Consider the following 24,822-nt stretch of genomic DNA (forward strand, 5'->3'; position numbering starts at 1 on the left):
GAGTTCAGGTCAGGGCCGGAGAAAGGCCGAGATTATCATCAAGTTGTAACAGATGGTTGCAGGAACTGAGCTGAGGCAGTCTGTCACGCGGCAAAAGACCACGCCGTCCTGCAACGAAAATGGGACTACTCTTTCAGCAATGCTTGATCCAGATCAAAACCGGCCGCGGAATTGTTCTGGCGGCCGCAAGGCCAGATTCCCCGCGTGGTGGGTAAAAAAAAGAAACGAATTGAAATTCGCCAGGCTCCATATCCGTGGGGGCAGTGGGTGCAGGCTCCCGCCAGCAGCCGGTATTACCTGACAGAGGAAAACTTATGTTCGGTTTGGAGGCGCTAGATCTCGCCCGAATTCAATTTGCGTTCACCATCTCGTTTCACATCCTGTTCCCGGCGATCACCATCGGCCTGGCCAGTTACCTTGCGGTACTGGAAGGTTTGTGGCTCAAGACCCACAACGACACCTACCGTGACCTCTACCACTTCTGGTCGAAGATCTTTGCCGTCAACTTCGGCATGGGCGTGGTCTCCGGGTTGGTCATGGCCTACCAGTTCGGCACCAACTGGAGCCGCTTCTCGGACTTCGCCGGCTCCGTTACCGGCCCGCTGTTGACGTATGAAGTGCTCACGGCGTTCTTCCTGGAAGCAGGCTTCCTGGGGGTGATGCTGTTCGGCTGGAACAAAGTGGGGCGCAAGCTGCACTTCTTCGCCACGGTGATGGTGGCCGTCGGTACGTTGATCTCCACCTTCTGGATCCTGTCGTCCAACAGCTGGATGCAGACGCCTCAGGGCTTTGAGATCGTTGACGGACGCGTGATCCCGACCGATTGGTTCGCGGTGGTCTTCAACCCGTCGTTCCCTTACCGCCTGGCACACATGGCCACGGCGGCCTTCGTGGCCACCGCGTTCTTCGTCGGCTCCTCGGCGGCCTGGCACTTGTTGCGTGGCAAGGACAACCCGGCAATCCGCACCATGCTGTCGATGGCGATGTGGATGGCCCTGATCGTCGCGCCTATCCAGGCGGTCATCGGCGACTTCCATGGCCTCAACACCCTCAAGCACCAACCGGCAAAGATTGCCGCGATTGAAGGCCACTGGGAAAACGTCGGCAACGAACCGACGCCGCTGATCCTGTTCGGCTGGCCGGACATGAAGGCCGAAAAAACCAAGTACGCGGTGGAAATTCCGTACTTGGGAAGCCTGATCCTGACCCACTCCCTGGACAAGCAGGTGCCGGCGCTCAAGGAGTTCCCGCCTGAGGACCGCCCCAACTCGACCATCGTGTTCTGGTCGTTCCGGGTCATGGTTGGCCTGGGTTTCCTGATGATCTTCACCGGCTTGTTCAGCCTCTGGCTGCGCAAGGGCGACAAAATGTACTCGTGCAAACCGTTCCTGTACCTGGCGTTGTGGATGGGCCCGTCCGGGTTGATCGCGATTCTCGCCGGCTGGTTCACCACCGAAATCGGCCGCCAGCCGTGGGTGGTTTACGGTTTGATGCGCACGGCGGATGCGTCTTCCGGACACAGCTTGGCGCAGATGACGATCACCCTGGTGTTGTTCGTAGTGGTGTACTTCGCGCTGTTTGGCGCAGGTCTGGGTTACATGATGCGTCTGGTACGCAAAGGTCCGGTTACTCACGAAAGTACCGAGCCAACCCACGGTGGCCCTGGCCAGAAACGCACACCGGCGCGTCCGTTGTCGGCGGCCGATGACGGCAGTGATGACCAACACGCCGACATCCAGCACAAGGGGAATTGAGATGGGTATTGATCTTCCGCTGATCTGGGCCGTGATCATCATCTTCGGCATCATGATGTACGTGGTGATGGACGGCTTCGACCTGGGTATCGGCATCCTCTTCCCGTTTATTCCGGGCAAAGTCGACCGTGACGTGATGATGAACACCGTCGCCCCGGTATGGGACGGCAACGAGACCTGGCTGGTACTGGGCGGCGCGGCGTTGTTCGGCGCTTTCCCGCTGGCCTATTCGGTGGTGTTGTCGGCGCTGTACCTGCCGCTGATCCTGATGCTGGTCGGGCTGATCTTCCGTGGCGTGGCGTTCGAGTTCCGCTTCAAGGCCAAGGACCACAAGCGCCACCTGTGGGACAAGGCGTTTATCGGCGGCTCGATTGCCGCGACGTTCTTCCAGGGCGTGGCGCTGGGGGCGTTCATTGACGGCATCCCGGTGGTGAACCGTCAGTTCGCCGGCGGCTCGCTGGACTGGTTGACGCCGTTCACGATGTTCTGCGGTGTCGCCCTGGTGGTTGCGTATGCCCTGCTGGGTTGCACCTGGCTGATCATGAAAACCGAAGGCAAGTTGCAGGAGCAGATGCACAACCTGGCGCGGCCATTGGCCTTCGTGGTGTTGGCGGTGATCGGTATCGTCAGCCTGTGGACGCCCCTGTCGCACCCGGAAATCGCCTCGCGCTGGTTCACCTTGCCGAACCTGTTCTGGTTCCTGCCGGTGCCGATCCTGGTGTTGGTGACCATGTACGGGCTGATTCGCGCAGTGGCACGTAATGCCCATTACACGCCGTTCCTGCTGACGCTGGTGTTGATCTTCCTCGGCTACAGCGGCCTGGGGATCAGCCTGTGGCCAAATATCATCCCGCCATCAGTTTCGATCTGGGATGCCGCCGCACCGCCGCAGAGCCAGGGTTTCATGCTGGTGGGCACGTTGTTCATCATTCCGTTCATCCTGGGCTACACCTTCTGGAGCTACTACGTGTTCCGCGGCAAGGTCACCCATGAAGACGGTTACCACTAGGAGGGAGCGTCCCATGTCCGGCAAACCGACGTTGCACGAGATTGAACAGGCCGAGAAACAGCCGTTGTGGCGGCGCCTGGGGTGGTTGGCGATGATCTGGACCGGCAGCGTGCTGGCCCTGTTCATCGTGGCCAGCCTGATGCGCCTGTTCATGAACGCGGCCGGCTTGACCACGCACTGACATCCCAATCCGGGCCTCACGGCCCGGCTTTCAGCCCTGTCATTTGCACGAGTGGCAGGGTTTTTTTATTTGCGCGCTTTGATAATCACGAATTTTGGCGTGGTGGCGATTTGCTCGACACCCCGGAACAACCGGGCCAGTTTGGTGTGGTAGCCCAAGTGACGGTTGCCGACGATGTAAAGAGCACCGCCGACGACCAGGGTTTCCCGCGCCTGCTGGAACATGCGCCACGCGAGGAAATCGCCGACTACCTGTTGCTGATGAAAAGGCGGGTTGCAGAGCACCACGTCCAGCGACTGCGCCTCCTGGCCGGCCAGGCCGTCGCCTGCGCGTATCACCACGTCGCGCTCACCCAGCGCGGCGCGCCAGTTCTCGGCGGCCGATTGCACCGCCATAAAGGACTCGTCCACCAAGGTGTAGTGCGCAGCAGGGTTTTGCAAGGCGCTGGCGATTGCCAATACACCGTTGCCACAGCCCAGGTCCGCCACGCGGGCGTTGCCGAGGTTTTTCGGCAGGTGGGGCAGAAAGGCGCGGGTGCCGATATCCAGGCCTTCACGGCAGAATACGTTGGCGTGGTTGAGCAGTTCGATGGCCGGGGCGTCGAGGGCGTAGCGGGTGGGGTAGGGCGAGAGGGCGGTGGGCCGTTGGTCGACGGTCGCGATCAACAAGCGTGCCTTCTTGACCGCCAGTGAGGCGTGCATTGGCCCGATGTAGCGCTCCAGCAATTCCCCCGCAGCCCGTGGCAGGTGCTTGATCATCGCCCCGGCGATCACTTCGGCACCCGGTGCCAGCTGACCCTGCAGGCGGATCAATTGTTCCTCCAGTAAGGCCAGGGTTTTCGGCACGCGGATCAGCACCCGGTCGAACGGCCCCGTGGGCACCTGGCTGGCCGGGATGAACGGCACCGCATCAAACGTCTTGCCGTTGCGCACCAGGTTTTTTTCCAACCCCAAGGCTGCAAGAAACGAATCACCACTGGAGGTCACTTGTACCTGCCCCTGGAGGCTGGCGGCCAAGGCGCCAAAGCTGTCATTGAGCACCAGCACGCGAGTGGCTGCCGCCGGCTGCTGCTGCGCCAGATAGTCGAGCAGGTACTCGTCGGCGGCATCGAAGGCTTGCAGCGGATCGTTATGTTGCTCGGGTTGGCGGATCAGATCGAGCTGGGCGAACGGGCTGTGGAGCAGGGGCATGGCGGGGGAGGCTCTGGGTGATCATCGGCGGAACCGTCTGAGTGAACTACGAGGTGACACCTGAAGGCGCCGCTCAACACTCAGAATGGGTCGTAAATGGTACTTTTTTTTGAGCCTGATGACATGCGGTGTTTCCGTGCCGGCTAAAACAACCCCGCTTTGGAGGCTCTGAGGACGGCGGCGATCTTGTTGTTGACCCCCAGTTTGTTGAACGTGCTTTTGATGTGAAAGCCTACGGTGCGCTCGGACAGGCACAGAATGGTCGCAATATCCCCGGCGGTCTTGCCCAAGGCTGACCATTTGAGGATTTCCGTCTCCCGTGGGGTCAGTTTGCAGCAGGGCGACGCACTGGGCTCATCGGTGTACTTGCGTGCAACCACCGAGTGCATTGCATGGCAAAGCCATAACACCTGGCCGGCTTTTTCATACAGCTCCTGCGGGCTCACTTCACCACTGCTGCGTGCAAGGGTCAGCATGCTGTAGACACCTTGGAAGTCGTGCACCGGCTGCGTCCAGGCACAATCCACACCAAACGTCTGGGCCAACGACCATAAGTTGGGTGAGGAGTCGAATGCCTTTTGCTCCCAGACAATAGGCAGTACACAGCGTTTACAGTGGGCAACAACAGGGTCGATGGGGAAGAAGTGCGCCTGTTGATACAGCTCGTTCCATTCCTTTGGGTAGTTATTGACTTGAATGGGTTTTGTTTGGTCGTCAGCGAGTTGGGTACTCATAGTAAAGGAACAGAATTGGAAGCCGAGTTCATTGGTACGGTTAAGGACCATGTCAAATACACTGGTAATCTCGTTTTCACCTTCCAGTTTGGGGAGCCGGGTATTGCGCCATTTCACCATTTGTAACTCTCCATGAATTTTGCGTGGCGTGGGTACGTCCTCCTCCCGACGCTGCACGAAAATTAGTGTAGGACATCGCCTACAGGGCCGTGGAAAAAATGTTCTGTTTAACTAGACGTGAGTTGAGTATTGTCTTGTACGGCTATTGCTGGCGTGTACAAGAATTTTTCTCCCCAATAACTTCTTTATGGAATTTAATGAGTTGTGGATAGTGTCAGACTGATGGCGCGTTGGGGCGCTGTTCCATCTGTCGTTAAAAGTTCGCTGGGCTAATAGCTAAATAGTTTGTTTGAACTAATGTGCCGTTATCGGCAACTGTTTTTGATATTGACAAAATCTGTACCGGTGCGCATTGCGACCCCTTCGGCAATGCCAGTACAAATCAGCGGTGTTTGCGCAGGCTGCTTTGAGGGACACTAGGGCTCTGTGCAAAACGGAGTTCCCCATGACGGCCAGTGCTGAGAAATTTACCCGCCAGACCTTGCTCGACGTGCAGTCGCTGACCCCCAGTCTGTTTACCCTGCGCACCACGCGCGACTCCGGCTTTCGGTTTACCGCCGGCCAGTTCGTGCGCTTGGGGGTGACCAAGGCGGATGGCAGCACCGTATGGCGCGCCTATTCCATCGTGTCTGCGCCCTTTGACGAGCACTTGGACTTTTTTTCGATTGTCGTCCCGGGGGGCGAATTCACCAGCGAGCTGAGCCGCTTGCAGGTGGGGGATACGCTGATGGTGGAGCGTCAGGCCACCGGCTTCCTGACCCTGAACCGCTTTGTGGATGGGCGTGATCTCTGGCTGCTGGGCACGGGGACCGGTGTTGCACCCTTCCTGTCGATGCTGCAGGACTTCGAAGTCTGGGAGAAATTTGAGCGTATCGTGCTGGTGTACAGCGCCCGCGAGGCCAAGGAATTGGCCTACCAGTCGTTGATCCACACGCTGGGCGAGCGGGAGTACCTGGCTGAGCACGCCCACAAGCTGACTTATATCCCCATTGTTACCCGTGAACAGCACCCGGGCGCGCTGAATGGGCGCATCACCACCTTGATCGAAAATGGTGAGCTGGAGCGTGCGGCCGGTGTCGAGTTAACCCCGGAACACTCTCGCGTACTGATCTGCGGTAACCCGCAAATGGTCGACGACACACGCCAATTGCTCAAGCAGCGCGATCTGCAACTGAGCCTGAGCCGTCGTCCGGGCCAGGTGGCCGTGGAAAACTACTGGTAGAAAAAGGCGCCTCGAAGGGCGCCTTTGGGTTGCATCGGTTAAAGCGGCTTGTTGTTCTGAGCCTTGAGCAAGTCGCGGATCTCGGTGAGCAACTCTTCTTCTTTGGTCGGCGTCGGTGGCAAGGTTGGAGCCACCGCCTCTTCGCGCTTGAGACGATTGATGGCCTTCACCCCCATGAAGATCGCGAACGCGATGATCACAAAGTCGATGATGCTCTGGATGAACTTGCCATAGGCCAGTACCACCGCCGGAGCGCCGCCTTGTGCGGCCTTGAGTTGCACCGCCAGGTCCGCGAAGTCCACGCCACCGATCAGCAGGCCGATAGGAGGCATCACCACGTCGCCTACAAACGAGGAAACAATTTTACCGAAGGCGGCACCGATGATGATACCGACGGCCATGTCGACGACATTGCCTTTGACCGCGAAGGCCTTGAACTCACTGATCACGCCCATAGGTTATTCCTTGTTACAGATGAGAAGGGTGGAGGTCAGTGTAAGTCAGTCACAGCAGGCTTGCTTGACACAACTGTTAACACTGACGGCTTTTATCGACACATTAAATCGTAATTAGTTTGCAAAGTGCCATCAATCGCGCGCGAAATACGCCTGAATTCAGTGGTTTACCACATTATTTTCTTAATCGGCCCTGTGGCGTTTTTCTATTTATCTTCTGACTCCCAGGTCACTAGCCTCTGGCAAGCACAACTGAATGTGCACTAAAAAAACCAGAGGAAACCTTGATGAACACTCTCATTCGCCGCAAGCCGGTATCGGCGCGCAGTGCGCTGGCACTGGTGACCGCCAGCCTGCTTTCCCTCTCCGTGCAAGCCGCCAACCTGACCCGTGACAACGGTGCAGCCGTCGGTGACAACCAGAACTCACAAACCGCCGGCGCCAACGGCCCGGTACTGCTGCAAGACGTGCAATTGATTCAGAAACTGCAACGCTTCGACCGCGAGCGCATTCCGGAGCGTGTGGTACACGCCCGTGGCACCGGCGCCCATGGCACCTTCACGGTCACGGATAACCTCAGCGACCTGACCAAGGCCAAGGTGTTCGCCGCCGGTGAAACCACCCCCGTGTTTGTGCGCTTCTCTGCGGTGGTTCACGGCAACCATTCCCCGGAAACCCTGCGTGACCCACGTGGCTTCGCCACCAAGTTCTATACCGCCGAGGGTAATTGGGACCTGGTGGGCAATAACTTCCCGACGTTCTTCATTCGCGACGCCATCAAGTTCCCGGATATGGTCCACGCCTTCAAACCGGACCCACGCACTAACCTGGACGACGACTCACGCCGTTTTGACTTCTTCTCCCATGTACCGGAGTCCACCCGTACGTTGACCGAGTTGTACTCTGACTCCGGCTCCCCGGCCAGTTACCGGGAAATGGACGGCAATGGCGTACATGCCTACAAGTTGATTAACGCCAAGGGTGAAGTGCACTACGTCAAGTTCCACTGGAAGAGCCTGCAAGGCATCAAGAACCTTGATCCCAAGCAAGTCACCGAAGTACAGGGCCGTGATTACAGCCATATGACCAATGACTTGGTCACCCATATCAATAAGGGCGATTTCCCCAAGTGGGATTTGTATGTGCAAGTGCTCAAGCCCGAAGACCTGGCCAAGTTTGATTTCGACCCGCTGGACGCCACCAAGATCTGGCCGAATGTGCCGGAGCGCAAAGTCGGGCAAATGGTGCTGAATCGCAACCCGGCCAACGTGTTCCAGGAAACCGAGCAAGTCGCCATGGCTCCGGCCAACCTGGTACCCGGCATCGAACCGTCGGAAGACCGCTTGCTGCAAGGTCGGGTGTTTTCCTATGCCGACACACAAATGTACCGCCTGGGGCCGAACGCCCTGCAACTGCCGATCAACGCCCCCCGGGTGACCGTCAACAACGGTAACCAGGATGGCGCGATGAATACCGGTAAGACCACCACCGGCGTGAACTACCAGCCGAGCCGCCTGATGCCGCGGGAAGAGCCGCAAACTGCGCGCTACAGCCAGTTGGCGCTGTCGGGCAGCACTCAGCAGGCGAAGATCCAGCGTGAGCAGAACTTCAAGCAGGCCGGTGATCTGTACCGCTCCTACAGCAAGAAAGAACGTCAGGACTTGATCGACAACTTTGGCGGCTCCCTGGCCACCACCGATGACGAGAGCAAGCACATCATCCTGTCGTTCCTCTACAAGGCCGACCCGGAGTACGGCACCGGCGTGGCCAAGATCGCCAAGGGTGACTTGGCGCGTGTGAAGGCGCTGGCTGAAAAACTGACTGACTGATCCGTTGGTTCCGATCGACGCTCCCTGGGGCGTCGATCTCTGACAGGAGAACCCTATGCGAATTTCTATCGGTTTGCTGATGGCCATGCTGGCGTTTGTCGCCCATGCCGAATCCCCAGAACCTGCGGCACTCAAGGCGCAGCTTCAGGACTATTACTTTGACGCTGCCCGCCGTGGCGACCTCGACATGCTCAATACCTTTATCGAGTCCGGCTACAGCCTCAATACGCAGGACGACAAGGGTTACACCGCGCTGATCCTCGCCGCCTACCACGGCCAGGGCCCTTTCGTGGAACGTTTGCTCAACGCCGGCGCCGACGCCTGTGTGCAGGACAAACGCGGCAACACTGCGCTGATGGGCGCGATCTTCAAGGGCGAACTTAAAATCGCCCAGCGCCTGCTGGCCACCGACTGCAACCCCGACCAACGCAATGGCGCCGGGCAGACTGCGGCCATGTACGCCGGTTTGTTCAAGCGTGTCGAGTTGCTGGATGCGTTGAAAGCCAAAGGCGCCGATCTCAACGCCGAGGACCCGATCGGCAACAGTGCTTCACGATTGGCCAGTGGTGAAATCCGGACCCCGGCGCCGCGCTGAGCTATCATCGCGGTTTTTCGGTTGGAGGTTCTCAAATGGCAAAGGCCAAGCGCATGTACGGCTGCACGGAGTGCGGCGCGACCTTTCCCAAGTGGGCCGGCCAGTGCAGCGAGTGCGGCGCGTGGAATACCCTGACTGAAACCATGATCGAAAGCGGCGGTGCGGCGGCGCCTGCCGGGCGTGCCGGCTGGACCGGGCAACAGGCGCAGATCAAGACGCTGGCCGAGGTCAGTGTCGAGGAGATCCCGCGGTTCTCCACGGCGTCCGGCGAGCTGGACCGCGTGCTCGGCGGCGGCCTGGTGGATGGCTCGGTGGTGTTGATCGGTGGCGACCCGGGCATCGGCAAGTCGACCATCCTGCTGCAAACCCTGTGCAGCATCGCCAGCCGCATGCCGGCGCTGTACGTCACCGGTGAAGAGTCCCAACAGCAAGTGGCCATGCGCGCTAGACGGCTCGGTTTGCCCCAGGACCAACTGCGGGTGATGACCGAGACCTGCATCGAAAGCATCATCGCCACGGCCCGTATCGAAAAGCCCAAGGTCATGGTGATCGACTCGATCCAGACCATTTTCACCGAACAACTGCAATCGGCGCCGGGCGGCGTGTCCCAGGTGCGCGAAAGTGCGGCGCTGCTGGTGCGTTATGCCAAGCAGAGCGGCACGGCGATCTTCCTGGTCGGCCATGTGACCAAGGAAGGGGCGCTGGCGGGGCCTCGAGTACTTGAGCACATGGTCGACACCGTGCTGTATTTCGAAGGCGAATCCGATGGTCGTCTGCGTTTGTTGCGGGCGGTGAAGAACCGCTTTGGCGCGGTCAACGAACTCGGTGTGTTCGCGATGACCGACAGGGGGTTGAAAGAAGTCTCCAACCCGTCGGCAATTTTTCTGACGCGTGCCCAGGAAGAAGTCCCGGGAAGCGTGGTGATGGCAACGTGGGAAGGCACCCGCCCGATGCTGGTGGAGGTCCAGGCGCTGGTGGATGACAGCCACTTGGCCAACCCGCGACGGGTCACCCTCGGCCTGGATCAGAATCGCCTGGCGATGCTCCTGGCGGTATTGCACCGTCACGGCGGTATTCCCACCCACGACCAGGACGTGTTCCTCAACGTGGTCGGCGGGGTCAAGGTACTGGAAACCGCCTCCGACCTGGCGTTGATGGCGGCGGTGATGTCCAGCCTGCGCAACCGGCCATTGCCCCATGACCTGCTGGTGTTCGGCGAAGTCGGCCTGTCTGGCGAAGTACGCCCGGTGCCCAGTGGCCAGGAGCGCTTGAAGGAAGCCGCCAAGCATGGTTTCAAGCGCGCTATCGTCCCCAAGGGCAACGCGCCTAAAGAGTCGCCGGCAGGTTTGCAAATTATTGCTGTCACGCGCCTGGAGCAGGCGTTGGACGCACTGTTCGAATAAATCGGGAAGGGACGCTATGCAACGATTGAGTTACCCGGGCCTCGCGGCCCTGTTTGTCCTGCTGGTCGGCGCACCCGCCATGGCCTGGGCTGCGCAGCTACCGGCCGGTTACCGCCTGGCGCAGACACTGACGATCGAAGAGGGCCGTCAGTTGCAAGTGCTGGAAGACCAGCGCATCAGCGCGCAGCTGCACAAGGACAGTTGGGGCAACGGGCAGCTTGAAGACTCGTTTGACGAGCCTGGCGACCTGGTCGACAACCCGCTGCTTGAAGCCCGCGTGCGGCTGGTGTCGGCTGCCGGTGAGGAGATCGCGCAGCAGGACCTGGGCTACCCGTTGGCCAAGGTCAAGAAAGCTGCGCTCAACGGGCTGCCCGAACCTGTGTATTTTTTGATCGTTGATCAAACCGCGCCGATGGGCACCTACAGCGGCCCGGCCACCCAACTGTTGCAGCCGGCTACACAGCAACTCAAGCCGATGAGCTACAAGAATGCCGAGGGCAGAGTCCAGCCGTTGACCCTGGCCCACACGGGCAAGGCAGCCTGGAAAGTGGCTCATCCGGCCAGTGGCGGGCCGGATGAGCTGCTGCAGGTGTCATGCTTCATGGAGGGCGAGGGTGAAGGTGAAGAGGATGATTTCACCACCCGTTATCAGACTTATCGCTTTGTCGACGGGCAATGGCAGAGCACTTCAAGCCAGAAACAGGGTTACTGGGACACGGAAAGCGACTTCCCGGCACGAACCGCATTTCCCTGAGGGATCACACTTCCAGTAAGGCGCCGAGTTCGCGCTCGAGTTCTTCCGGGTCACCCAGGTTCAGCTCGATCAGCCGACGCAGATGGCCGATCGAATCCAGGTCGATTTCCTTGCACATAAACCCCAATTGGTCGTCGCCATCGTGGGCCAGTTTCACCTGCATCTTGATGTGCGCCTTTGGGTCCAGGCGGATATCGACCTCGAACGGTAATGCCTTGTTACCCTTCCAGGCTTCGGGTCGTTTTATTGCCAAACCCTTCAGCGACAAGTCGACTAATTTAACCGGCCATTCGTGGCCGTTTTGCCGAAGTTCGGTCACAGCGTCCATTGCGATCCGGCGAAAGCAGCGACGTTCAGGCGGGTGTTCGGTCATGGTGAGTCCCTCTGTGGATAGAAGCAGTGTAGCCCTGCGCCATCATCGGGCGTGGTTTTCTGCTTTTTTTGCCATTGCAAGGCTCTAGACCAACGTAGGGGGGTGGTCTTTGAAGCCAACAGCGCTAAACTCGGGGTGGCTGTCCTTCTGTCCACCCTGGCTGGAATATAAAAATGAAAAATAATAATAGCCTGCTACGCCACCTACCCTGGCTGGTGCTGGCAATTGTAGGAGCGTGCGCCCTGGGCGTAGTGGCCTTGCGCCGCGGCGAGGCGATCAACGCCTTGTGGATTGTGGTCGCGGCGGTGGCCATTTATCTGGTTGCCTATCGCTACTACAGCTTGTTCATCGCTAACAACGTGATGCAACTCGATCCTCGGCGGGCCACCCCCGCAGTGCTCAACAATGACGGTCTGGACTATGTGCCGACCAACAAACATATTCTGTTCGGTCACCACTTCGCGGCGATTGCCGGTGCAGGCCCGCTGGTCGGTCCGGTGTTGGCGGCGCAAATGGGCTACCTGCCCGGCACCCTGTGGCTGATTGCCGGTGTGGTACTGGCCGGTGCGGTGCAGGACTTCATGGTGCTGTTCCTGTCCACCCGTCGCAATGGCCGTTCGCTGGGCGACATGGTCCGCGAAGAGATGGGCCGCATCCCGGGAACCATCGCGCTGTTCGGCTGCTTCCTGATCATGATCATCATCCTCGCGGTGCTGGCGCTGATCGTCGTCAAGGCACTGGCCGAGAGCCCATGGGGCATCTTCACGGTGATGGCGACCATCCCGATCGCGATGTTCATGGGCGTGTACATGCGCTACATCCGCCCGGGCCGCATTGGTGAGATCTCGATCCTCGGGGTGTTGCTGCTGCTGGGTTCGATCTGGCTGGGCGGGCAAATCGCGGCCGACCCGGTCTGGGCCAAAGCCTTTACCTTCACCGGTATCCAGATCACCTGGATGCTGATCGGCTACGGTTTCGTCGCCGCGGTGCTGCCGGTATGGCTGATCCTCGCGCCACGTGACTACCTGTCGACCTTCCTGAAGATCGGCACCATCATCGCCCTGGCAATCGGCATCCTGGTCACCATGCCAGAGCTGAAAATGCCGGCCCTGACCCAATTCATCGACGGCACCGGCCCGGTCTGGAAGGGCGGCCTGTTCCCGTTCCTGTTCATCACCATCGCCTGTGGCGCGGTGTCGGGTTTCCACGCACTGATTTCCTCGGGCACCACGCCCAAGCTGCTGGATAACGAAACCAACGCCCGCTACATCGGTTACGGCGGCATGTTGATGGAGTCGTTCGTGGCGATCATGGCCATGGTTGCCGCCTCGGTGATCGAGCCAGGCGTGTACTTCGCCATGAACAGCCCGGCTGCCGTGGTCGGTGGTGATGTGATGGCCGTGGCGCAAACCGTCAGCAGCTGGGGCTTTGCGATTACGCCCGAGGCGCTGCAGGCCGTGGCCCACGACATTGGTGAAACCACCATCCTGGCCCGTGCCGGTGGTGCGCCGACCCTGGCGGTGGGTATCGCGCAGATCCTGCACAGCGTACTGCCGGGTGAAAACACCATGGCGTTCTGGTACCACTTTGCGATCCTGTTCGAAGCGTTGTTCATCCTCACGGCCGTCGACGCGGGCACCCGTGCCGGTCGCTTCATGCTGCAGGACCTGCTGGGTTCCTTCGTGCCGGCGCTCAAACGCACCGAATCCTGGACCGCCAACCTGATCGCCACCGCAGGGTGCGTAGCGATGTGGGGTTACTTGCTGTACCAAGGCGTGATCGACCCACTGGGCGGCATCAACACCTTGTGGCCGCTGTTCGGTATCTCCAACCAGATGCTCGCGGGCATCGCGCTGATGCTGGGCACTGTGGTTCTGATCAAGATGAAGCGCCAACGCTACATCTGGGTCACCCTGCTGCCGGCGGTATGGCTGCTGATCTGCACGACCACCGCAGGCTTCATCAAGCTGTTCGACGCGAACCCGGCGATCGGTTTCCTGTCGCTGGCCAAGAAGTACAGCGATGCCCTGGCGAACGGCCAGATCCTGGCCCCGGCCAAGAGCATCGACCAGATGCAGCACGTGATCTACAACGCCTACACCAACGCAACGCTGACGGCGCTGTTCCTGTTTGTGGTGTTCAGTATCCTGTTCTATGCGCTCAAGGTGGGTGTCGCCTCCTGGGGCAACAAGGAACGTACGGATAAAGAAGCCCCATTCCAGGCTGTACCAGACGCGTAATCGAGGGTTGCAACCATGTTCAATGACATCAGTCGCCTCGGTAAATACCTCGGTCAGGCCGCGCGCCTGATGGTCGGCATGCCCGACTACGACACTTACGTCGAGCATATGCAAACCAAACACCCGGACAAACCGGTGATGGACTACAAGGCGTTCTTCCGGGAACGCCAAGAGGCCCGTTACGGCGGCAAGGGTGGGCCCAAGTGCTGCTGACCCGTTAATTCGGGTTGGCGGTGATTCTACTGTGGGAGGGGGCTTGCTCCCGATAGCGGAGTGTCAGTGACCTTATTAGTGGCTGACACTCCGTTATCGGGAGCAAGCCCCCTCCCACATTTGTTTATGTATTGCTTCAGGAGAATTGCGCTTGTCCTCTCCCATTCCAGTCACGGTCCTCAGCGGTTTCCTGGGCGCCGGCAAGACCACCTTGCTGCGGCACCTGCTAAAAGCCGAGCACGGCCTGAAGATCGCCGTGATCGAAAACGAATTCAGCGACGCCGGTATCGACACCCAACTCCTGGGTGATGAGCCGGTGCAAGTCATGACCCTGTCGAACGGCTGCGTGTGCTGCACCATCCACACCGACCTGACCAAAGCCCTGTACCTGCTGCTGGAACGCCTGGACAGCGGTGAGATCGCCTTCGACCGCCTGGTGATCGAATGCACCGGCCTGGCCGACCCCGCGCCCGTGGCCCAGACGTTTTTCATCGACGAAGAACTGCGCGAGCGCTACATCCTCGACGGCATCATCACCCTGGTGGACGCCGCCCACGCCGAACATCACCTGACCCAGACCATCGCCCAGGCCCAGATCGGTTTCGCCGACCGCCTGCTGGTGAGCAAGCGTGATTTGGTGGATGACGCGACGTTTGACGCCCTGAGCCAGCGCCTGACACGCATCAACCGCCGTGCGCCGATTCGTGTGGTGGACCATGGCGCTATCGATCTGGCCGAACTGCTCGATGTGCGCGGTTTCAACCTCAACGCCGGCATGACACTGCGTCCGGTGAGTGCCGCGCCTTCCATCGACCGCATCTCAAGCCTGGTGCTGCGCACCGACCAGCCGCTGGATATCGATCGTCTCAGCGCGTTCATGAACGAGTTGCTCGAAGATCACGGCAAGCAACTGCTGCGCTACAAAGGCGTGCTGAACATTGCCGGGGAGGATCGACGCCTGGTGTTCCAGGGCGTGCTCAAGCTGTACGGGTTCGATTGGGATACCGAATGGGCCGAGGGCGAGGCGCGGGAGAGTGTGATCGTGTTCATTGCCGATGAGTTGCCGGAACAGAAGATTCGCGACGGGTTTCAGCAGGTTTACCAATCCTGACTTGAAATACAGGCAACTGTGGGAGGGGGCTTGCTCCCGATGACGGGGTGCCAGGCAGTTATCTATCACTGACATACCGCCATCGGGAGCAAGCCCCCTCCCACAGTTGATGGTATTTCAAATTGAAAATGGCATAAAAAAACCCGGCTCTGGAGCCGGGCTTCTTATTCAAACCACTGCAATCAAGCGCCGTATACCGGCAGCTTTTTGCAGATGGCCTTGACCTTCTCACGGACCGCGTCGATCACGGCTTCGTTGTTCAGGTCAGCCAGGATGTCGCAGATCCAGCCGGCCAGTTCCTTGCACTCTGCTTCCTTGAAGCCACGAGTGGTCACAGCCGGGGTGCCGAAGCGCAGGCCGGAGGTGACGAACGGCGAACGTGGGTCGTTCGGTACCGAGTTCTTGTTCACGGTGATGAAGGCTTTGCCCAGGGCAGCGTCAGCATCTTTACCGGAAATGTCCTGCTTGATCAGCGACAGCAGGAACAGGTGGTTTTCAGTACCGCCGGATACCACGTCAAAGCCGCGGTCGATAAACACTTTGGCCATGGCCTGGGCGTTTTTCACCACTTGTTGCTGGTAAGCCTTGAACTCAGGCTGCAGGGCTTCCTTGAAGCAGATCGCCTTGGCCGCGATCACGTGCTCCAGCGGGCCACCCTGGGCGCCTGGGAAGACGGCGGAGTTCAGCTTCTTCTCGATGTCGGCGTTGGCGCGAGCCAGGATCAGGCCGCCACGTGGACCGCGCAGGGTCTTGTGGGTGGTGGTGGTGACCACGTCAGCGTAAGGCACCGGGTTCGGGTAGACGCCTGCAGCGACCAGGCCCGCCACGTGGGCCATGTCGACGAACAGGTAAGCGCCGACTTTGTCGGCAATGGCGCGGAAGCGTGGGAAATCCAGGATCTGCGAGTAGGCAGAGAAACCGGCCACGATCATTTTCGGCTTGTGTTCAACCGCCAGGCGCTCGACTTCGTCGTAGTCGATCAGGCCGTTGGCATCGATACCGTATTGAACGGCGTTGTACAGCTTGCCGGAGGAGGAAACGCTGGCGCCGTGGGTCAGGTGACCACCGTGGGCCAGGCTCATGCCCAGGATGGTGTCGCCGCCTTGCAGCAGGGCCAGGTACACCGCGCTGTTGGCTTGGGAGCCGGCGTGCGGCTGGACGTTGGCGTAATCGGCACCGAACAGTTCTTTGGCGCGATCTATCGCCAACTGCTCGACCACGTCGACGTACTCGCAACCACCGTAGTAGCGCTTGCCTGGGTAGCCTTCGGCGTATTTGTTGGTCAGAACCGAACCTTGAGCCTCCATCACCGCAGGGCTGGTGTAGTTTTCCGAAGCGATCAGCTCAATGTGCTCTTCCTGGCGCTGAGCTTCTTGCTCCATGGCGGCGAAGAGATCGGCGTCGTACTTGGCAATAGTCAAATCACGGCTGAACATGGCGGTCCTCAAGGATCGGGGGGCAGAAAAGGAAGGCATTCTAACTCAATGGGTTTTAGATGGCATATGAAAGGACATCATGTCGCGGACAAGTGGGGCTCATCCACGGATCAGCGGTGCCATTGTGTGGGAGGGGGCTTGCTCGCGATGAGGCCAGTTCAGTCGAACATGAACAGCGCATCATTGCTGAACTGCGCCTCGAATCGGTTGGCCGGCATTGGCCGCCCAAACAGATAACCCTGCACCTCATCACAGCCATGCTCACGCAGGAAGTCCAGTTGCTCATGGGTTTCCACGCCTTCGGCGATCACCGCCAGGTTCAGGCTGTGGGCCATGGCGATAATGGCGCGGGCGATCTGGGCATCCTGTTCGCCCGACGGCAGGCCGTCGACAAAGGTACGGTCGATCTTCAGTACGTCGATGGGAAACTGCTTGAGGTAATTGAGCGACGAATAGCCGGTGCCAAAGTCATCCACCGCAATGCTCAGGCCCAGGTTTTTCAGGCCGGCGAGGATTTGCAGGGCTTCGTTGACCTCGCGCATCAGGATACTTTCGGTCAGTTCCAGCTCCAGGCACGCCGGCGGCAGGCCCGTGTCCTTGAGGATGGTGGCGATGCGTTCACCCAACTGACCATCCGAGAACTGCCGCGCCGAGATGTTCACCGAGACTTTGGGCACCCGTACCTTGTTGTGGTGCCAGGTCTTGAGTTGGCGGCAGGCTTCACTGAGCACCCAGTCGCCCACATCCACAACCAGGCCCAACTCTTCCAGCACCGGGATGAAGTCCCCCGGTGGCACCAGGCCACGACGGGGGTGGCGCCAGCGCAACAGGGCCTCGGCGCCCGTCAGGCGTTTGCCGTCGCCGCTGAATTGCGGTTGGTAATAAAGCACGAATTCGTTCTGCTCCAGGGCGTGGCGCAAGTCGCTTTCCAGCTCCAGGCGCTCCAGGGCGCTGGCGTTCATGTCGGCCTGGTAGAACTGGAAGTTGTTCTTGCCGCGCTCCTTGGCGTGATACATCGCGGTGTCGGCGTTTTTCATCAACTGGCTCAGCTCGTTGCCGTCCTGAGGGCTCAAGGCGATGCCGATACTGGCGGTCACGAAAAACTCGCGGCCTTCCAGTACAAAAGGTCGCACCAGGCTGGCGAGAATCTGCTCGGCCACCGTGATCGCACGGTTCAACGCCATCTCACGGCTGACCCGCGGTTGCAGGAGCAAGGTGAACTCGTCGCCGCCCATGCGCGCCACGGTGTCGTCCTCGGCGACACAGCCCAGCAGGCGGGTGGCCATTTCCTTGAGCATGCGGTCGCCGGCGGCGTGGCCGAGGGAGTCGTTGATCGGCTTGAAACGGTCGAGGTCGAGGAACATCAGCACCACCCACGACTTTTGCCGCTCGGCCGACTGCAACGCGGTGTGCAGGCGGTCCTGGAACAGCGTGCGGTTGGGCAGGTGGGTCAGGGCGTCGTAATACGCCAGGCGGTGGATGCGTTGTTCGCTGGCCTTGCGCTCGCTTATATCACTGAAGAAACACACGTAGCTGGCCAGGTCGCCTTCATCGTCGAACACGGCGGTAATGCCGACCCAGGCCGGATAATGTTCGCCGTTGCGGCGCTTGAGCCACACTTCGCCTTCCCAGGTGCTGTGCTGGTGCAACTGCTTGAGCACGTAGCGCAGATGAGCTTCCTGTTGTTCGTCGACGGTGAGCATGTTGGGCAACTGGTCGAGCACATCCGCCACGTCATATCCGCTGACCCGGCTGAACGCCTCGTTGGCCTGCACGATATAACCCGCCGGGTCGGTAATCAGGATCGCCGACGTCGAGTGTTCGAATACCGTGGCCGCCATGCGCAGGTCTTTCTCCGCGCGGCGTTGCTGGCTGATATCGCGGCCCACGCCGAGGATGCCTTCGAACGCGCCGTGCTCATCCCACACCAGCACCAGGCGCAACTCGATCGGCACCTTGCGGCCATCGGCGCGCAGGCAGTCGAACAGGAACAACTGGGTCTGTACTTCATCGCGCAGGGTATTCAGGGCGTCGGCATCACCCAGGGCACGGCTGACTTGCTCCACCAGGGTATAAATGCCGGTCAATTGCTGCGGGTTGGCGATAATCGACTGCCAGCCGTTCTTGAACACCCAGTCCACGTCATACCCGAGTACGGCGTTGACTGACGGGCTGACGTAGTTGAGGGCCAGTTGGCTGTCGGTGGAGCAGATCACGTCACTGATGCTCTCGGCCAGCATGCGGTAGCGCTGCTCGCTGTCGCGCAGGGATTCGCTGGCTTCGATCTGGTCGGTAATGTCCTTGGCCACGCCGATGATCCGCGTGACCACTGCGCTCTTGTCGCGTGCCAGGGCTTGCTCGCGGATATCGAAGCGCCGCCACTGGTTATTGCGATGGCGAAAGCGCAGCTGGCATTGCAATTGGGTCGAATAACCGGCCTGGCGCTGTTGCTGGCGCAGGTCGTGGTAGTATTCGGCGTCTTCGGGGTGCAGCAGGATTTCCCAGAAATACTCACCCATTTGCTGCAGTTCGGCCTTGTTGTAGCCCAGGGTGTGGCCCAAATGGTGGTTGCTGAAGATCATGCGCTGGCTGATGACGTCCTGCACATACAGGTGATCGGGCACGGTGCGCACCACGTCCGACCAGAAGCTTTCGCGCTCCACCAGCGACAGCTCGATCAGCTTGCGGCTGGTGATATCGCTGATGCTCAGGATCACCGCATTAAAATCATCCTGCTGCTCCGGCAGGCGCATGACCAGCCACAGGTATTGCTCGTTGCCGGCCAGGTCCTTGCAGCGGATTTCCAGCTCCAGCTGGTTCTGGTGAGTGCGCAACGCTTCGAGTATCTGGTGGCCGATGGACGTGGCGTTGTCCGGGCAGTCATTGATCAACCGCTGCCAGGCTTCCTCGCAGGACGACACGTTGAGCAGGCGCACCGCAACCTGGTTGACCTCGGTGATGCGTAACTCTTTGAGCAACTGCTTGTGCCCGTGGGGGTTGTCCTGCAGCCAAAGATTCAGTTGCTCGCGGGTCTGCAGGTAGGGCTTGTCAAAAAAGCTGTTGAGGCCCGACAAGTCCAGCACGCACAGGGCCACGCCGGTGCCTTCGAAAATGTCCTGATAGCGCCGCCGGCCTTCATGCACCTGGCGTTGGCGGCGACGCATGTTCAGCAGCACGATCACCGGCACCAGCGAGAAGGCCAGGCCCAGCAGGCATTTGCCGATAAACGCCGGCAGCAGTTGCTCCAGCACCGCACTGCGGTCGAACAGCCCGCGCAATTGCCAGTCGCTTTTGCTCAAGGGCGTGACCAGTACGCTTTTATCCAGCTCGTCCGGGGTCAGCGCAGCAGGCCAGTGAGCCGGCATTCCACTGTCACGGCTGACCACACGCTGGTTCAGGCGGTTCTCGATCGCCCACATCGGGCGTTGGCCCTGGCCGTCCTGGGGCGTGAGGTTGGTCAGGTAGCCGGGGGCCAGGCGTAAGGCCCAATACATCTTCGAGCCGCCGCTGGGCTGGTGCAGCAGCAGATAGATGAGGGTGCCGTCCTTGTTGTTGCTCAGGTAATAGGACTGGGAATGGCTGCGCTTGACCAGTTCTTCCAGCCAGGCGCCGTCCTGGCTGTCACTGGCGGTATCGCTGATCATCGCGCCGCTGGGCGCGAGCAGGGCGAAGCTGCGCAGCTCCGGCAAGGAGCGCTGTAAGCTGCGCATCAAGGCCTGTTGCTGCTCGGGAGTGCTTGGCGGCTCGACAATGGGCAGCAGGTTGAGAGCGATCTGCGCGCTCAGGGCCATGTTCAGGCTGATCTGTTCAGCCAGGTCGGCACTGTAATCGATGGTGTACTGCTGCTGGTTTTTCTGGTTTTGCTGCAGTTGGTCCAGCAACTGCCAGAACAATAGGGCGAGCAGCATGAGGACAAGCGTCGCCAACGCGCCTTTGAGGGTGCCGTGCAGGGGCGCTCCCGGCGCAATATGAGCGGCGCGCAAGGGAGTTGGCGGCGTGACTTTGGACAAGCTGTGATCCTGCGGTTTGGCTGGACTGGCGCGCGACGTGCACTATAAGCCGGACGCCCGAAGGGCGGCTAGCATGCCTTGAGTTGTGGCAAAGTGCCAGTCCCGCTTGGCTGGACTGACCAAGCGCATTGAGGTAGCTTTGCCGGTTACGCGGGGGCGTTCCAGCCCCAGACATTCAGGCTTTTTCCGCACGCAGGCATTGATTTCCGTCAACGGCCCGCGTGGCGCATGGCCTGCACGGGCTTCGCCCGCTTAATCCATCAGTCACTGACGCTAGGTTTACCATGGCTCAATACGTCTTCACCATGCATCGGCTGGGAAAAGTTGTTCCGCCGAAGCGGGAAATCCTGAAAAACATTTCGCTGTCCTTCTTCCCTGGCGCCAAGATCGGCGTGCTCGGCCTCAACGGTTCGGGTAAGTCCACGCTGCTGAAAATCATGGCCGGCGTCGACACCGAGTTCGAAGGCGAAGCCCGCCCGATGCCGGAACTGAACATTGGCTACCTGCCGCAGGAGCCGCAACTGGACCCGGCCAAGACCGTACGTGAAGTGGTCGAAGAGGCCGTCAGCGTGATCAAGGACGCCCAGGCGCGCCTGGACGAGGTCTACGCCGCTTACGCCGAACCGGATGCCGATTTCGACAAGCTTGCCGCCGAACAGGCCAAGCTCGAAGCCATCCTGCAGGCGGGTGACGGTCATAACCTGGAGCGCCAGCTGGAAGTCGCCGCCGATGCGCTGCGCCTGCCGGCGTGGGACGCCAAGGTCGAACACCTGTCTGGTGGTGAAAAACGTCGCGTGGCCCTGTGCCGCCTGCTGCTGTCGGCTCCCGACATGCTGCTGCTCGACGAACCGACCAACCACCTGGATGCCGACTCCGTCGCCTGGCTGGAACACTTCCTTCACGATTTCCCGGGCACCGTGGTTGCGATCACGCACGACCGCTACTTCCTGGACAACGTTGCCGGCTGGATTCTGGAGCTCGACCGCGGCGCCGGTATTCCTTACGAGGGCAACTACTCCGGTTGGCTGGAAGCCAAGTCCGAGCGTCTGGCCGCCGAATCCAAGCAGCAATCGGCCCACGAAAAAGCCATGAAGGAAGAACTGGAATGGGTGCGCAAAGGCGCCAAGGCCCGCCAGTCCAAATCCAAAGCACGTCTGCAACGCTTTGAAGAAATGCAATCGCAGGAATTCCAGAAGCGCAGCGAGACCAACGAGATCTACATCCCGGCCGGCCCGCGCCTGGGTGACAAGGTCATCGAATTCAAGAACGTCACCAAAGGCTATGGCGACCGCGTGTTGATCGACAACCTGTCGTTCTCCATGCCAAAAGGCGCGATCCTCGGCGTTATTGGTGGTAACGGTGCGGGTAAGTCCACGCTGTTCCGCATGCTGATGGGCAAGGAGACACCGGACTCCGGCAGCATCGAGATCGGCGAAACCGTGCAGCTTGCCTGTGTGGACCAAAGCCGCGACGACCTCGACGGCAGCAAGACCGTGTTCCAGCAGATCTCCGACGGTTCCGACCAGATCCGCATCGGCAACTATGAAATCCCGTCGCGTACCTACGTGGGGCGCTTCAACTTCAAGGGCGGTGACCAGCAGAAGTTCGTCAAGGACCTGTCGGGTGGTGAGCGCGGTCGCTTGCACCTGGCCCTGACCCTGAAAGAGGGCGGCAACGTGCTGCTGCTCGACGAACCGTCCAACGACCTCGACGTTGAAACCCTGCGTTCCCTGGAAGAAGCCCTGCTGGACTTCCCGGGCGCCGCCATTGTGATCTCTCACGACCGGTGGTTCCTTGACCGCGTCGCGACCCACATCCTGGCGTACGAAGATGACTCCCAAGCGGTGTTCTTCGAAGGCAACTACACCGAGTATGAAGCGGACCGTAAAAAGCGCCTGGGCGAAGCAGCTGCCCAGCCGCACCGTGTGCGGCACAAGAAACTGGCCTGATTCGGCGGGTGGATAAAGGAACGGAGCCTTCGGGCTCCGTTTTTTTTTGCTTTTTTCCAGGGGGACTGAGGTGGATTCGTTCGCGAGCAAGCCCGCTCCCACATTCGACCGCATTCCAAAGGCTGGAACCCAATCAAATGTGGGAGGGGGCTTGCTCCCGATAGCGCTCCAACTGTTGGTGCGTGCTCCAGGTTGAAATCACTTTTTTGGTGCAAATAAGCCCAGTTATTTATATCCAATGCACCATTTAAATTCACAAAGGCGACATTTTGCGCTTTTCAGGTGCGATATGAATTGTTAAGGTCCGGGTCAAATCGACCCTGATTACAATAAAATTGCCGAGACTTTTCATGATCGAATCCGTCGAATCCTTCCTCGCTCGCCTCAAGAAACGCGACCCCGACCAGCCGGAATTTCACCAAGCCGTGGAAGAGGTCCTACGCAGCCTGTGGCCGTTTCTTGAAGCCAATCCCCACTACCTGACGTCGGGCATTCTCGAGCGCATCTGTGAGCCGGAACGTGCCATTACCTTCCGGGTGTCTTGGGTGGATGATCACGGCAAGGTCCAGGTCAATCGCGGGTTCCGCATCCAGATGAACAGTGCCATCGGCCCCTATAAAGGCGGCTTGCGTTTTCACCCGTCGGTGAACCTCGGCGTACTGAAATTCCTCGCCTTCGAACAGACCTTCAAGAACTCCCTGACCTCGTTGCCCATGGGCGGCGGCAAAGGCGGCTCGGACTTCGACCCGAAAGGTAAGAGCGATGCCGAAGTCATGCGTTTCTGCCAGGCTTTCATGAGCGAGTTGTACCGCCATATCGGCGCTGACGTGGACGTACCCGCCGGCGATATCGGCGTGGGCGCGCGTGAAATCGGCTTCCTGTTCGGCCAGTACAAACGCCTGAGCAACCAGTTCACCTCCGTGCTGACCGGCAAGGGCATGACCTACGGCGGCAGCCTGATCCGACCTGAAGCCACCGGTTTCGGTTGCGTGTACTTCGCCGAAGAAATGCTCAAGCGCGACGGCCAGCGCGTTGAAGGCAAGCGCGTGGCCATCTCGGGTTCCGGCAACGTCGCGCAATACGCGGCGCGTAAGGTGATGGACCTGGGCGGCAAGGTGATTTCCCTGTCCGACTCCGAGGGCACTCTGTACGCCGAAAGCGGTTTGACCGAGGCGCAATGGTCGGCACTGCTGGAGCTGAAAAACGTGCAGCGCGGTCGCATCAGTGAGCTGGCTGAACGCTTCGGCCTGGAATTCCGTAAGGGTAAAACCCCTTGGGAACTGGCCTGCGATATTGCCCTGCCGTGTGCCACCCAGAACGAACTCGACGCCGAGGCCGCCCGTACCCTGCTGCGCAACGGCTGCCTCTGCGTCGCTGAAGGTGCCAACATGCCGACCACGCTGGAGGCAGTGGATCTCTTCATCGACGCGGGCATCCTGTTTGCGCCGGGCAAGGCGTCCAATGCCGGTGGCGTGGCCGTGAGTGGCCTGGAAATGTCGCAGAACGCCATGCGCCTGTTGTGGACCGCCGGTGAAGTGGACAGCAAGCTGCACAACATCATGCAGTCGATCCATCACGCCTGCGTGCACTACGGCGAAGAAAACGGCCGGGTCAACTACGTGAAGGGCGCGAACATCGCAGGCTTCGTGAAAGTTGCCGACGCGATGCTGGCCCAAGGCATCGTCTAAGCCTCGGGCTCGATACGCATCACTTCGATCAACTGATCGCCGACGGGGCGCTTCCACAGCACCTCGTCGCCCACTTGGGCGCCCAGCAATGCGCGGCCCAGCGGCGAGCCCCAGTTGATCAAATGGGCGTGGGCATCGGCCTGGTCTTCTCCGACCAGTTGAATGCGCTGCTGCTCGTCTTGCTCATTGGCAAAGGTCACCCAACTGCCGATCTGCACCTTGTCGGTCGACAAGGCGGGAGGCACCACCTGAGCGCTCTGAACGCGTTGGTTGAAGTAACGCAAATCCCGCTCAAGGTCGGCCTGGCGCTGTTTGTCGGCCTGCTCGCCCTTGGCGGCTTCGGCGCTGTACGCGTGCTGCAATTGCGCAACCCTGGCCTGCAACTGCGCCAGCCCTTGGGCGGTAAGGCGATTGGGCTGGCCGCTGACCTGACGCTCAACCGGCTGGTCGGCCTGGGCGGCGGCGTTGTCTTCATTAACAAAAGCTCGGCTCATGACATTCTCCCTCTATGGAGCTTGGGCCATGTTCGCCGCGCTTTAGTTTCGGCGGATGTCTG

Annotated in this window: 20 protein-coding genes; 13 read left to right on the forward strand and 7 right to left on the reverse strand. The window is 60.0% G+C overall.

Annotated features, from left to right (window positions below; translation table 11 throughout):
* Positions 1-314: 314 nt before the first annotated feature.
* The 3 genes from C9383_RS18905 to C9383_RS18915 are packed head-to-tail and all read left to right on the forward strand — an operon-like array spanning position 315 to position 2,944.
* Positions 315-1,754 carry a cytochrome ubiquinol oxidase subunit I gene (locus C9383_RS18905; RefSeq protein WP_060752318.1) on the forward strand — a complete coding sequence of 480 codons (1,440 nt, stop codon included), beginning with the start codon at positions 315-317 and terminating at the stop codon, positions 1,752-1,754.
* Position 1,755: 1 nt separating this feature from the next.
* A complete protein-coding gene (cydB, locus tag C9383_RS18910) occupies positions 1,756-2,763 on the forward strand; it encodes a cytochrome d ubiquinol oxidase subunit II (protein WP_060752317.1) in 1,008 nt (335 codons plus the stop codon).
* 13 nt (positions 2,764-2,776) lie between these two features.
* On the forward strand, positions 2,777-2,944 hold the full coding sequence (locus C9383_RS18915; RefSeq protein ID WP_081086932.1) for a DUF2474 domain-containing protein: 168 nt from the start codon (positions 2,777-2,779) through the stop codon (positions 2,942-2,944).
* Between the two features lie 65 nt (positions 2,945-3,009).
* Here C9383_RS18915 and C9383_RS18920 read toward each other — a convergent pair whose 3' ends face one another.
* Positions 3,010-4,134 (reverse strand): methyltransferase, encoded by a 1,125-nt coding sequence (locus C9383_RS18920; RefSeq protein WP_090365710.1) that lies wholly within the window; start codon positions 4,132-4,134, stop codon positions 3,010-3,012.
* 143 nt (positions 4,135-4,277) lie between these two features.
* Positions 4,278-4,988: a helix-turn-helix transcriptional regulator gene (locus C9383_RS18925; protein ID WP_090365711.1), complete on the reverse strand. Its 711-nt coding sequence runs from the start codon at positions 4,986-4,988 to the stop codon at positions 4,278-4,280.
* 445 nt (positions 4,989-5,433) lie between these two features.
* Between C9383_RS18925 and C9383_RS18930 the strand changes: the two genes are divergently transcribed.
* On the forward strand, positions 5,434-6,210 hold the full coding sequence (locus tag C9383_RS18930; RefSeq protein WP_060752314.1) for a ferredoxin--NADP reductase: 777 nt from the start codon (positions 5,434-5,436) through the stop codon (positions 6,208-6,210).
* Between the two features lie 38 nt (positions 6,211-6,248).
* On the opposite strand, the gene mscL is transcribed toward C9383_RS18930, so the two are convergent.
* Complete coding sequence (gene mscL, locus C9383_RS18935; protein ID WP_060752313.1) at positions 6,249-6,665, reverse strand: large-conductance mechanosensitive channel protein MscL; 417 nt, start codon at positions 6,663-6,665, stop codon at positions 6,249-6,251.
* 287 nt (positions 6,666-6,952) lie between these two features.
* On the opposite strand from mscL, the gene katB reads away from it, so the two are divergent.
* The 4 genes from katB to C9383_RS18955 are packed head-to-tail and all read left to right on the forward strand — an operon-like array spanning position 6,953 to position 11,246.
* A complete protein-coding gene (gene katB, locus C9383_RS18940; RefSeq protein ID WP_090365713.1) occupies positions 6,953-8,494 on the forward strand; it encodes a catalase KatB in 1,542 nt (513 codons plus the stop codon).
* Between the two features lie 55 nt (positions 8,495-8,549).
* Complete coding sequence (locus C9383_RS18945; protein ID WP_060752311.1) at positions 8,550-9,089, forward strand: ankyrin repeat domain-containing protein; 540 nt, start codon at positions 8,550-8,552, stop codon at positions 9,087-9,089.
* A 35-nt stretch (positions 9,090-9,124) separates the two neighbouring features.
* Positions 9,125-10,492, forward strand: a complete 1,368-nt coding sequence (gene radA, locus C9383_RS18950) for a DNA repair protein RadA (RefSeq protein ID WP_060752310.1) — start codon at positions 9,125-9,127, stop codon at positions 10,490-10,492.
* Positions 10,493-10,508: 16 nt separating this feature from the next.
* The gene (locus tag C9383_RS18955) at positions 10,509-11,246 is read left to right on the forward strand and encodes a hypothetical protein (RefSeq protein ID WP_090365714.1); all 738 of its coding nucleotides are present in this window, start codon (positions 10,509-10,511) and stop codon (positions 11,244-11,246) included.
* A 4-nt stretch (positions 11,247-11,250) separates the two neighbouring features.
* Here the strand turns inward: C9383_RS18955 and C9383_RS18960 are convergent, their stop codons facing one another.
* Positions 11,251-11,619 carry a PilZ domain-containing protein gene (locus tag C9383_RS18960; RefSeq protein ID WP_090365716.1) on the reverse strand — a complete coding sequence of 123 codons (369 nt, stop codon included), beginning with the start codon at positions 11,617-11,619 and terminating at the stop codon, positions 11,251-11,253.
* Between the two features lie 173 nt (positions 11,620-11,792).
* Between C9383_RS18960 and C9383_RS18965 the strand changes: the two genes are divergently transcribed.
* From C9383_RS18965 to yjiA, 3 genes are all read left to right on the forward strand, one after another.
* Positions 11,793-13,859: a carbon starvation CstA family protein gene (locus tag C9383_RS18965; protein ID WP_090365717.1), complete on the forward strand. Its 2,067-nt coding sequence runs from the start codon at positions 11,793-11,795 to the stop codon at positions 13,857-13,859.
* Between the two features lie 15 nt (positions 13,860-13,874).
* Positions 13,875-14,072 carry a YbdD/YjiX family protein gene (locus tag C9383_RS18970; RefSeq protein WP_003194308.1) on the forward strand — a complete coding sequence of 66 codons (198 nt, stop codon included), beginning with the start codon at positions 13,875-13,877 and terminating at the stop codon, positions 14,070-14,072.
* A 151-nt stretch (positions 14,073-14,223) separates the two neighbouring features.
* Positions 14,224-15,183: a GTPase gene (gene yjiA / locus C9383_RS18975; RefSeq protein WP_090365719.1), complete on the forward strand. Its 960-nt coding sequence runs from the start codon at positions 14,224-14,226 to the stop codon at positions 15,181-15,183.
* A 182-nt stretch (positions 15,184-15,365) separates the two neighbouring features.
* Here yjiA and glyA read toward each other — a convergent pair whose 3' ends face one another.
* Both glyA and C9383_RS18985 read right to left on the reverse strand, forming a co-directional pair.
* Positions 15,366-16,619, reverse strand: a complete 1,254-nt coding sequence (gene glyA, locus C9383_RS18980) for a serine hydroxymethyltransferase (RefSeq protein WP_060752305.1) — start codon at positions 16,617-16,619, stop codon at positions 15,366-15,368.
* Positions 16,620-16,777: 158 nt separating this feature from the next.
* A complete protein-coding gene (locus C9383_RS18985; protein WP_090365720.1) occupies positions 16,778-20,629 on the reverse strand; it encodes a sensor domain-containing protein in 3,852 nt (1,283 codons plus the stop codon).
* A gap of 284 nt (positions 20,630-20,913) precedes the next feature.
* On the opposite strand from C9383_RS18985, the gene ettA reads away from it, so the two are divergent.
* Positions 20,914-22,578, forward strand: a complete 1,665-nt coding sequence (gene ettA / locus C9383_RS18990) for an energy-dependent translational throttle protein EttA (RefSeq protein WP_090365722.1) — start codon at positions 20,914-20,916, stop codon at positions 22,576-22,578.
* A gap of 350 nt (positions 22,579-22,928) precedes the next feature.
* Positions 22,929-24,266, forward strand: a complete 1,338-nt coding sequence (gene gdhA / locus C9383_RS18995) for an NADP-specific glutamate dehydrogenase (RefSeq protein ID WP_090365723.1) — start codon at positions 22,929-22,931, stop codon at positions 24,264-24,266.
* Here gdhA and C9383_RS19000 read toward each other — a convergent pair.
* A complete protein-coding gene (locus tag C9383_RS19000) occupies positions 24,263-24,760 on the reverse strand; it encodes a GreA/GreB family elongation factor (RefSeq protein ID WP_090365725.1) in 498 nt (165 codons plus the stop codon). The two genes, gdhA and C9383_RS19000, sit on opposite strands and share 4 nt — an antisense overlap.
* Positions 24,761-24,822: the final 62 nt, after the last annotated feature.

The sequence above is a fragment of the Pseudomonas palleroniana genome, from assembly GCF_003031675.1.
GTDB classification, from domain to species: domain Bacteria; phylum Pseudomonadota; class Gammaproteobacteria; order Pseudomonadales; family Pseudomonadaceae; genus Aquipseudomonas; species Aquipseudomonas palleroniana.

Bases quoted from the DNA above. Each gene is read 5' to 3' on its own strand.
- C9383_RS18905 (WP_060752318.1), top strand. From the start codon at position 315: ATGTTCGGTTTGGAGGCGCTAGATCTCGCCCGAATTCAATTTGCGTTC.
- cydB (WP_060752317.1), top strand. From the start codon at position 1,756: ATGGGTATTGATCTTCCGCTGATCTGGGCCGTGATCATCATCTTCGGC.
- C9383_RS18915 (WP_081086932.1), top strand. From the start codon at position 2,777: ATGTCCGGCAAACCGACGTTGCACGAGATTGAACAGGCCGAGAAACAG.
- C9383_RS18920 (WP_090365710.1), bottom strand. From the start codon at position 4,134: ATGCCCCTGCTCCACAGCCCGTTCGCCCAGCTCGATCTGATCCGCCAA.
- C9383_RS18925 (WP_090365711.1), bottom strand. From the start codon at position 4,988: ATGGTGAAATGGCGCAATACCCGGCTCCCCAAACTGGAAGGTGAAAAC.
- C9383_RS18930 (WP_060752314.1), top strand. From the start codon at position 5,434: ATGACGGCCAGTGCTGAGAAATTTACCCGCCAGACCTTGCTCGACGTG.
- mscL (WP_060752313.1), bottom strand. From the start codon at position 6,665: ATGGGCGTGATCAGTGAGTTCAAGGCCTTCGCGGTCAAAGGCAATGTC.
- katB (WP_090365713.1), top strand. From the start codon at position 6,953: ATGAACACTCTCATTCGCCGCAAGCCGGTATCGGCGCGCAGTGCGCTG.
- C9383_RS18945 (WP_060752311.1), top strand. From the start codon at position 8,550: ATGCGAATTTCTATCGGTTTGCTGATGGCCATGCTGGCGTTTGTCGCC.
- radA (WP_060752310.1), top strand. From the start codon at position 9,125: ATGGCAAAGGCCAAGCGCATGTACGGCTGCACGGAGTGCGGCGCGACC.
- C9383_RS18955 (WP_090365714.1), top strand. From the start codon at position 10,509: ATGCAACGATTGAGTTACCCGGGCCTCGCGGCCCTGTTTGTCCTGCTG.
- C9383_RS18960 (WP_090365716.1), bottom strand. From the start codon at position 11,619: ATGACCGAACACCCGCCTGAACGTCGCTGCTTTCGCCGGATCGCAATG.
- C9383_RS18965 (WP_090365717.1), top strand. From the start codon at position 11,793: ATGAAAAATAATAATAGCCTGCTACGCCACCTACCCTGGCTGGTGCTG.
- C9383_RS18970 (WP_003194308.1), top strand. From the start codon at position 13,875: ATGTTCAATGACATCAGTCGCCTCGGTAAATACCTCGGTCAGGCCGCG.
- glyA (WP_060752305.1), bottom strand. From the start codon at position 16,619: ATGTTCAGCCGTGATTTGACTATTGCCAAGTACGACGCCGATCTCTTC.
- ettA (WP_090365722.1), top strand. From the start codon at position 20,914: ATGGCTCAATACGTCTTCACCATGCATCGGCTGGGAAAAGTTGTTCCG.
- gdhA (WP_090365723.1), top strand. From the start codon at position 22,929: ATGATCGAATCCGTCGAATCCTTCCTCGCTCGCCTCAAGAAACGCGAC.
- C9383_RS19000 (WP_090365725.1), bottom strand. From the start codon at position 24,760: ATGAGCCGAGCTTTTGTTAATGAAGACAACGCCGCCGCCCAGGCCGAC.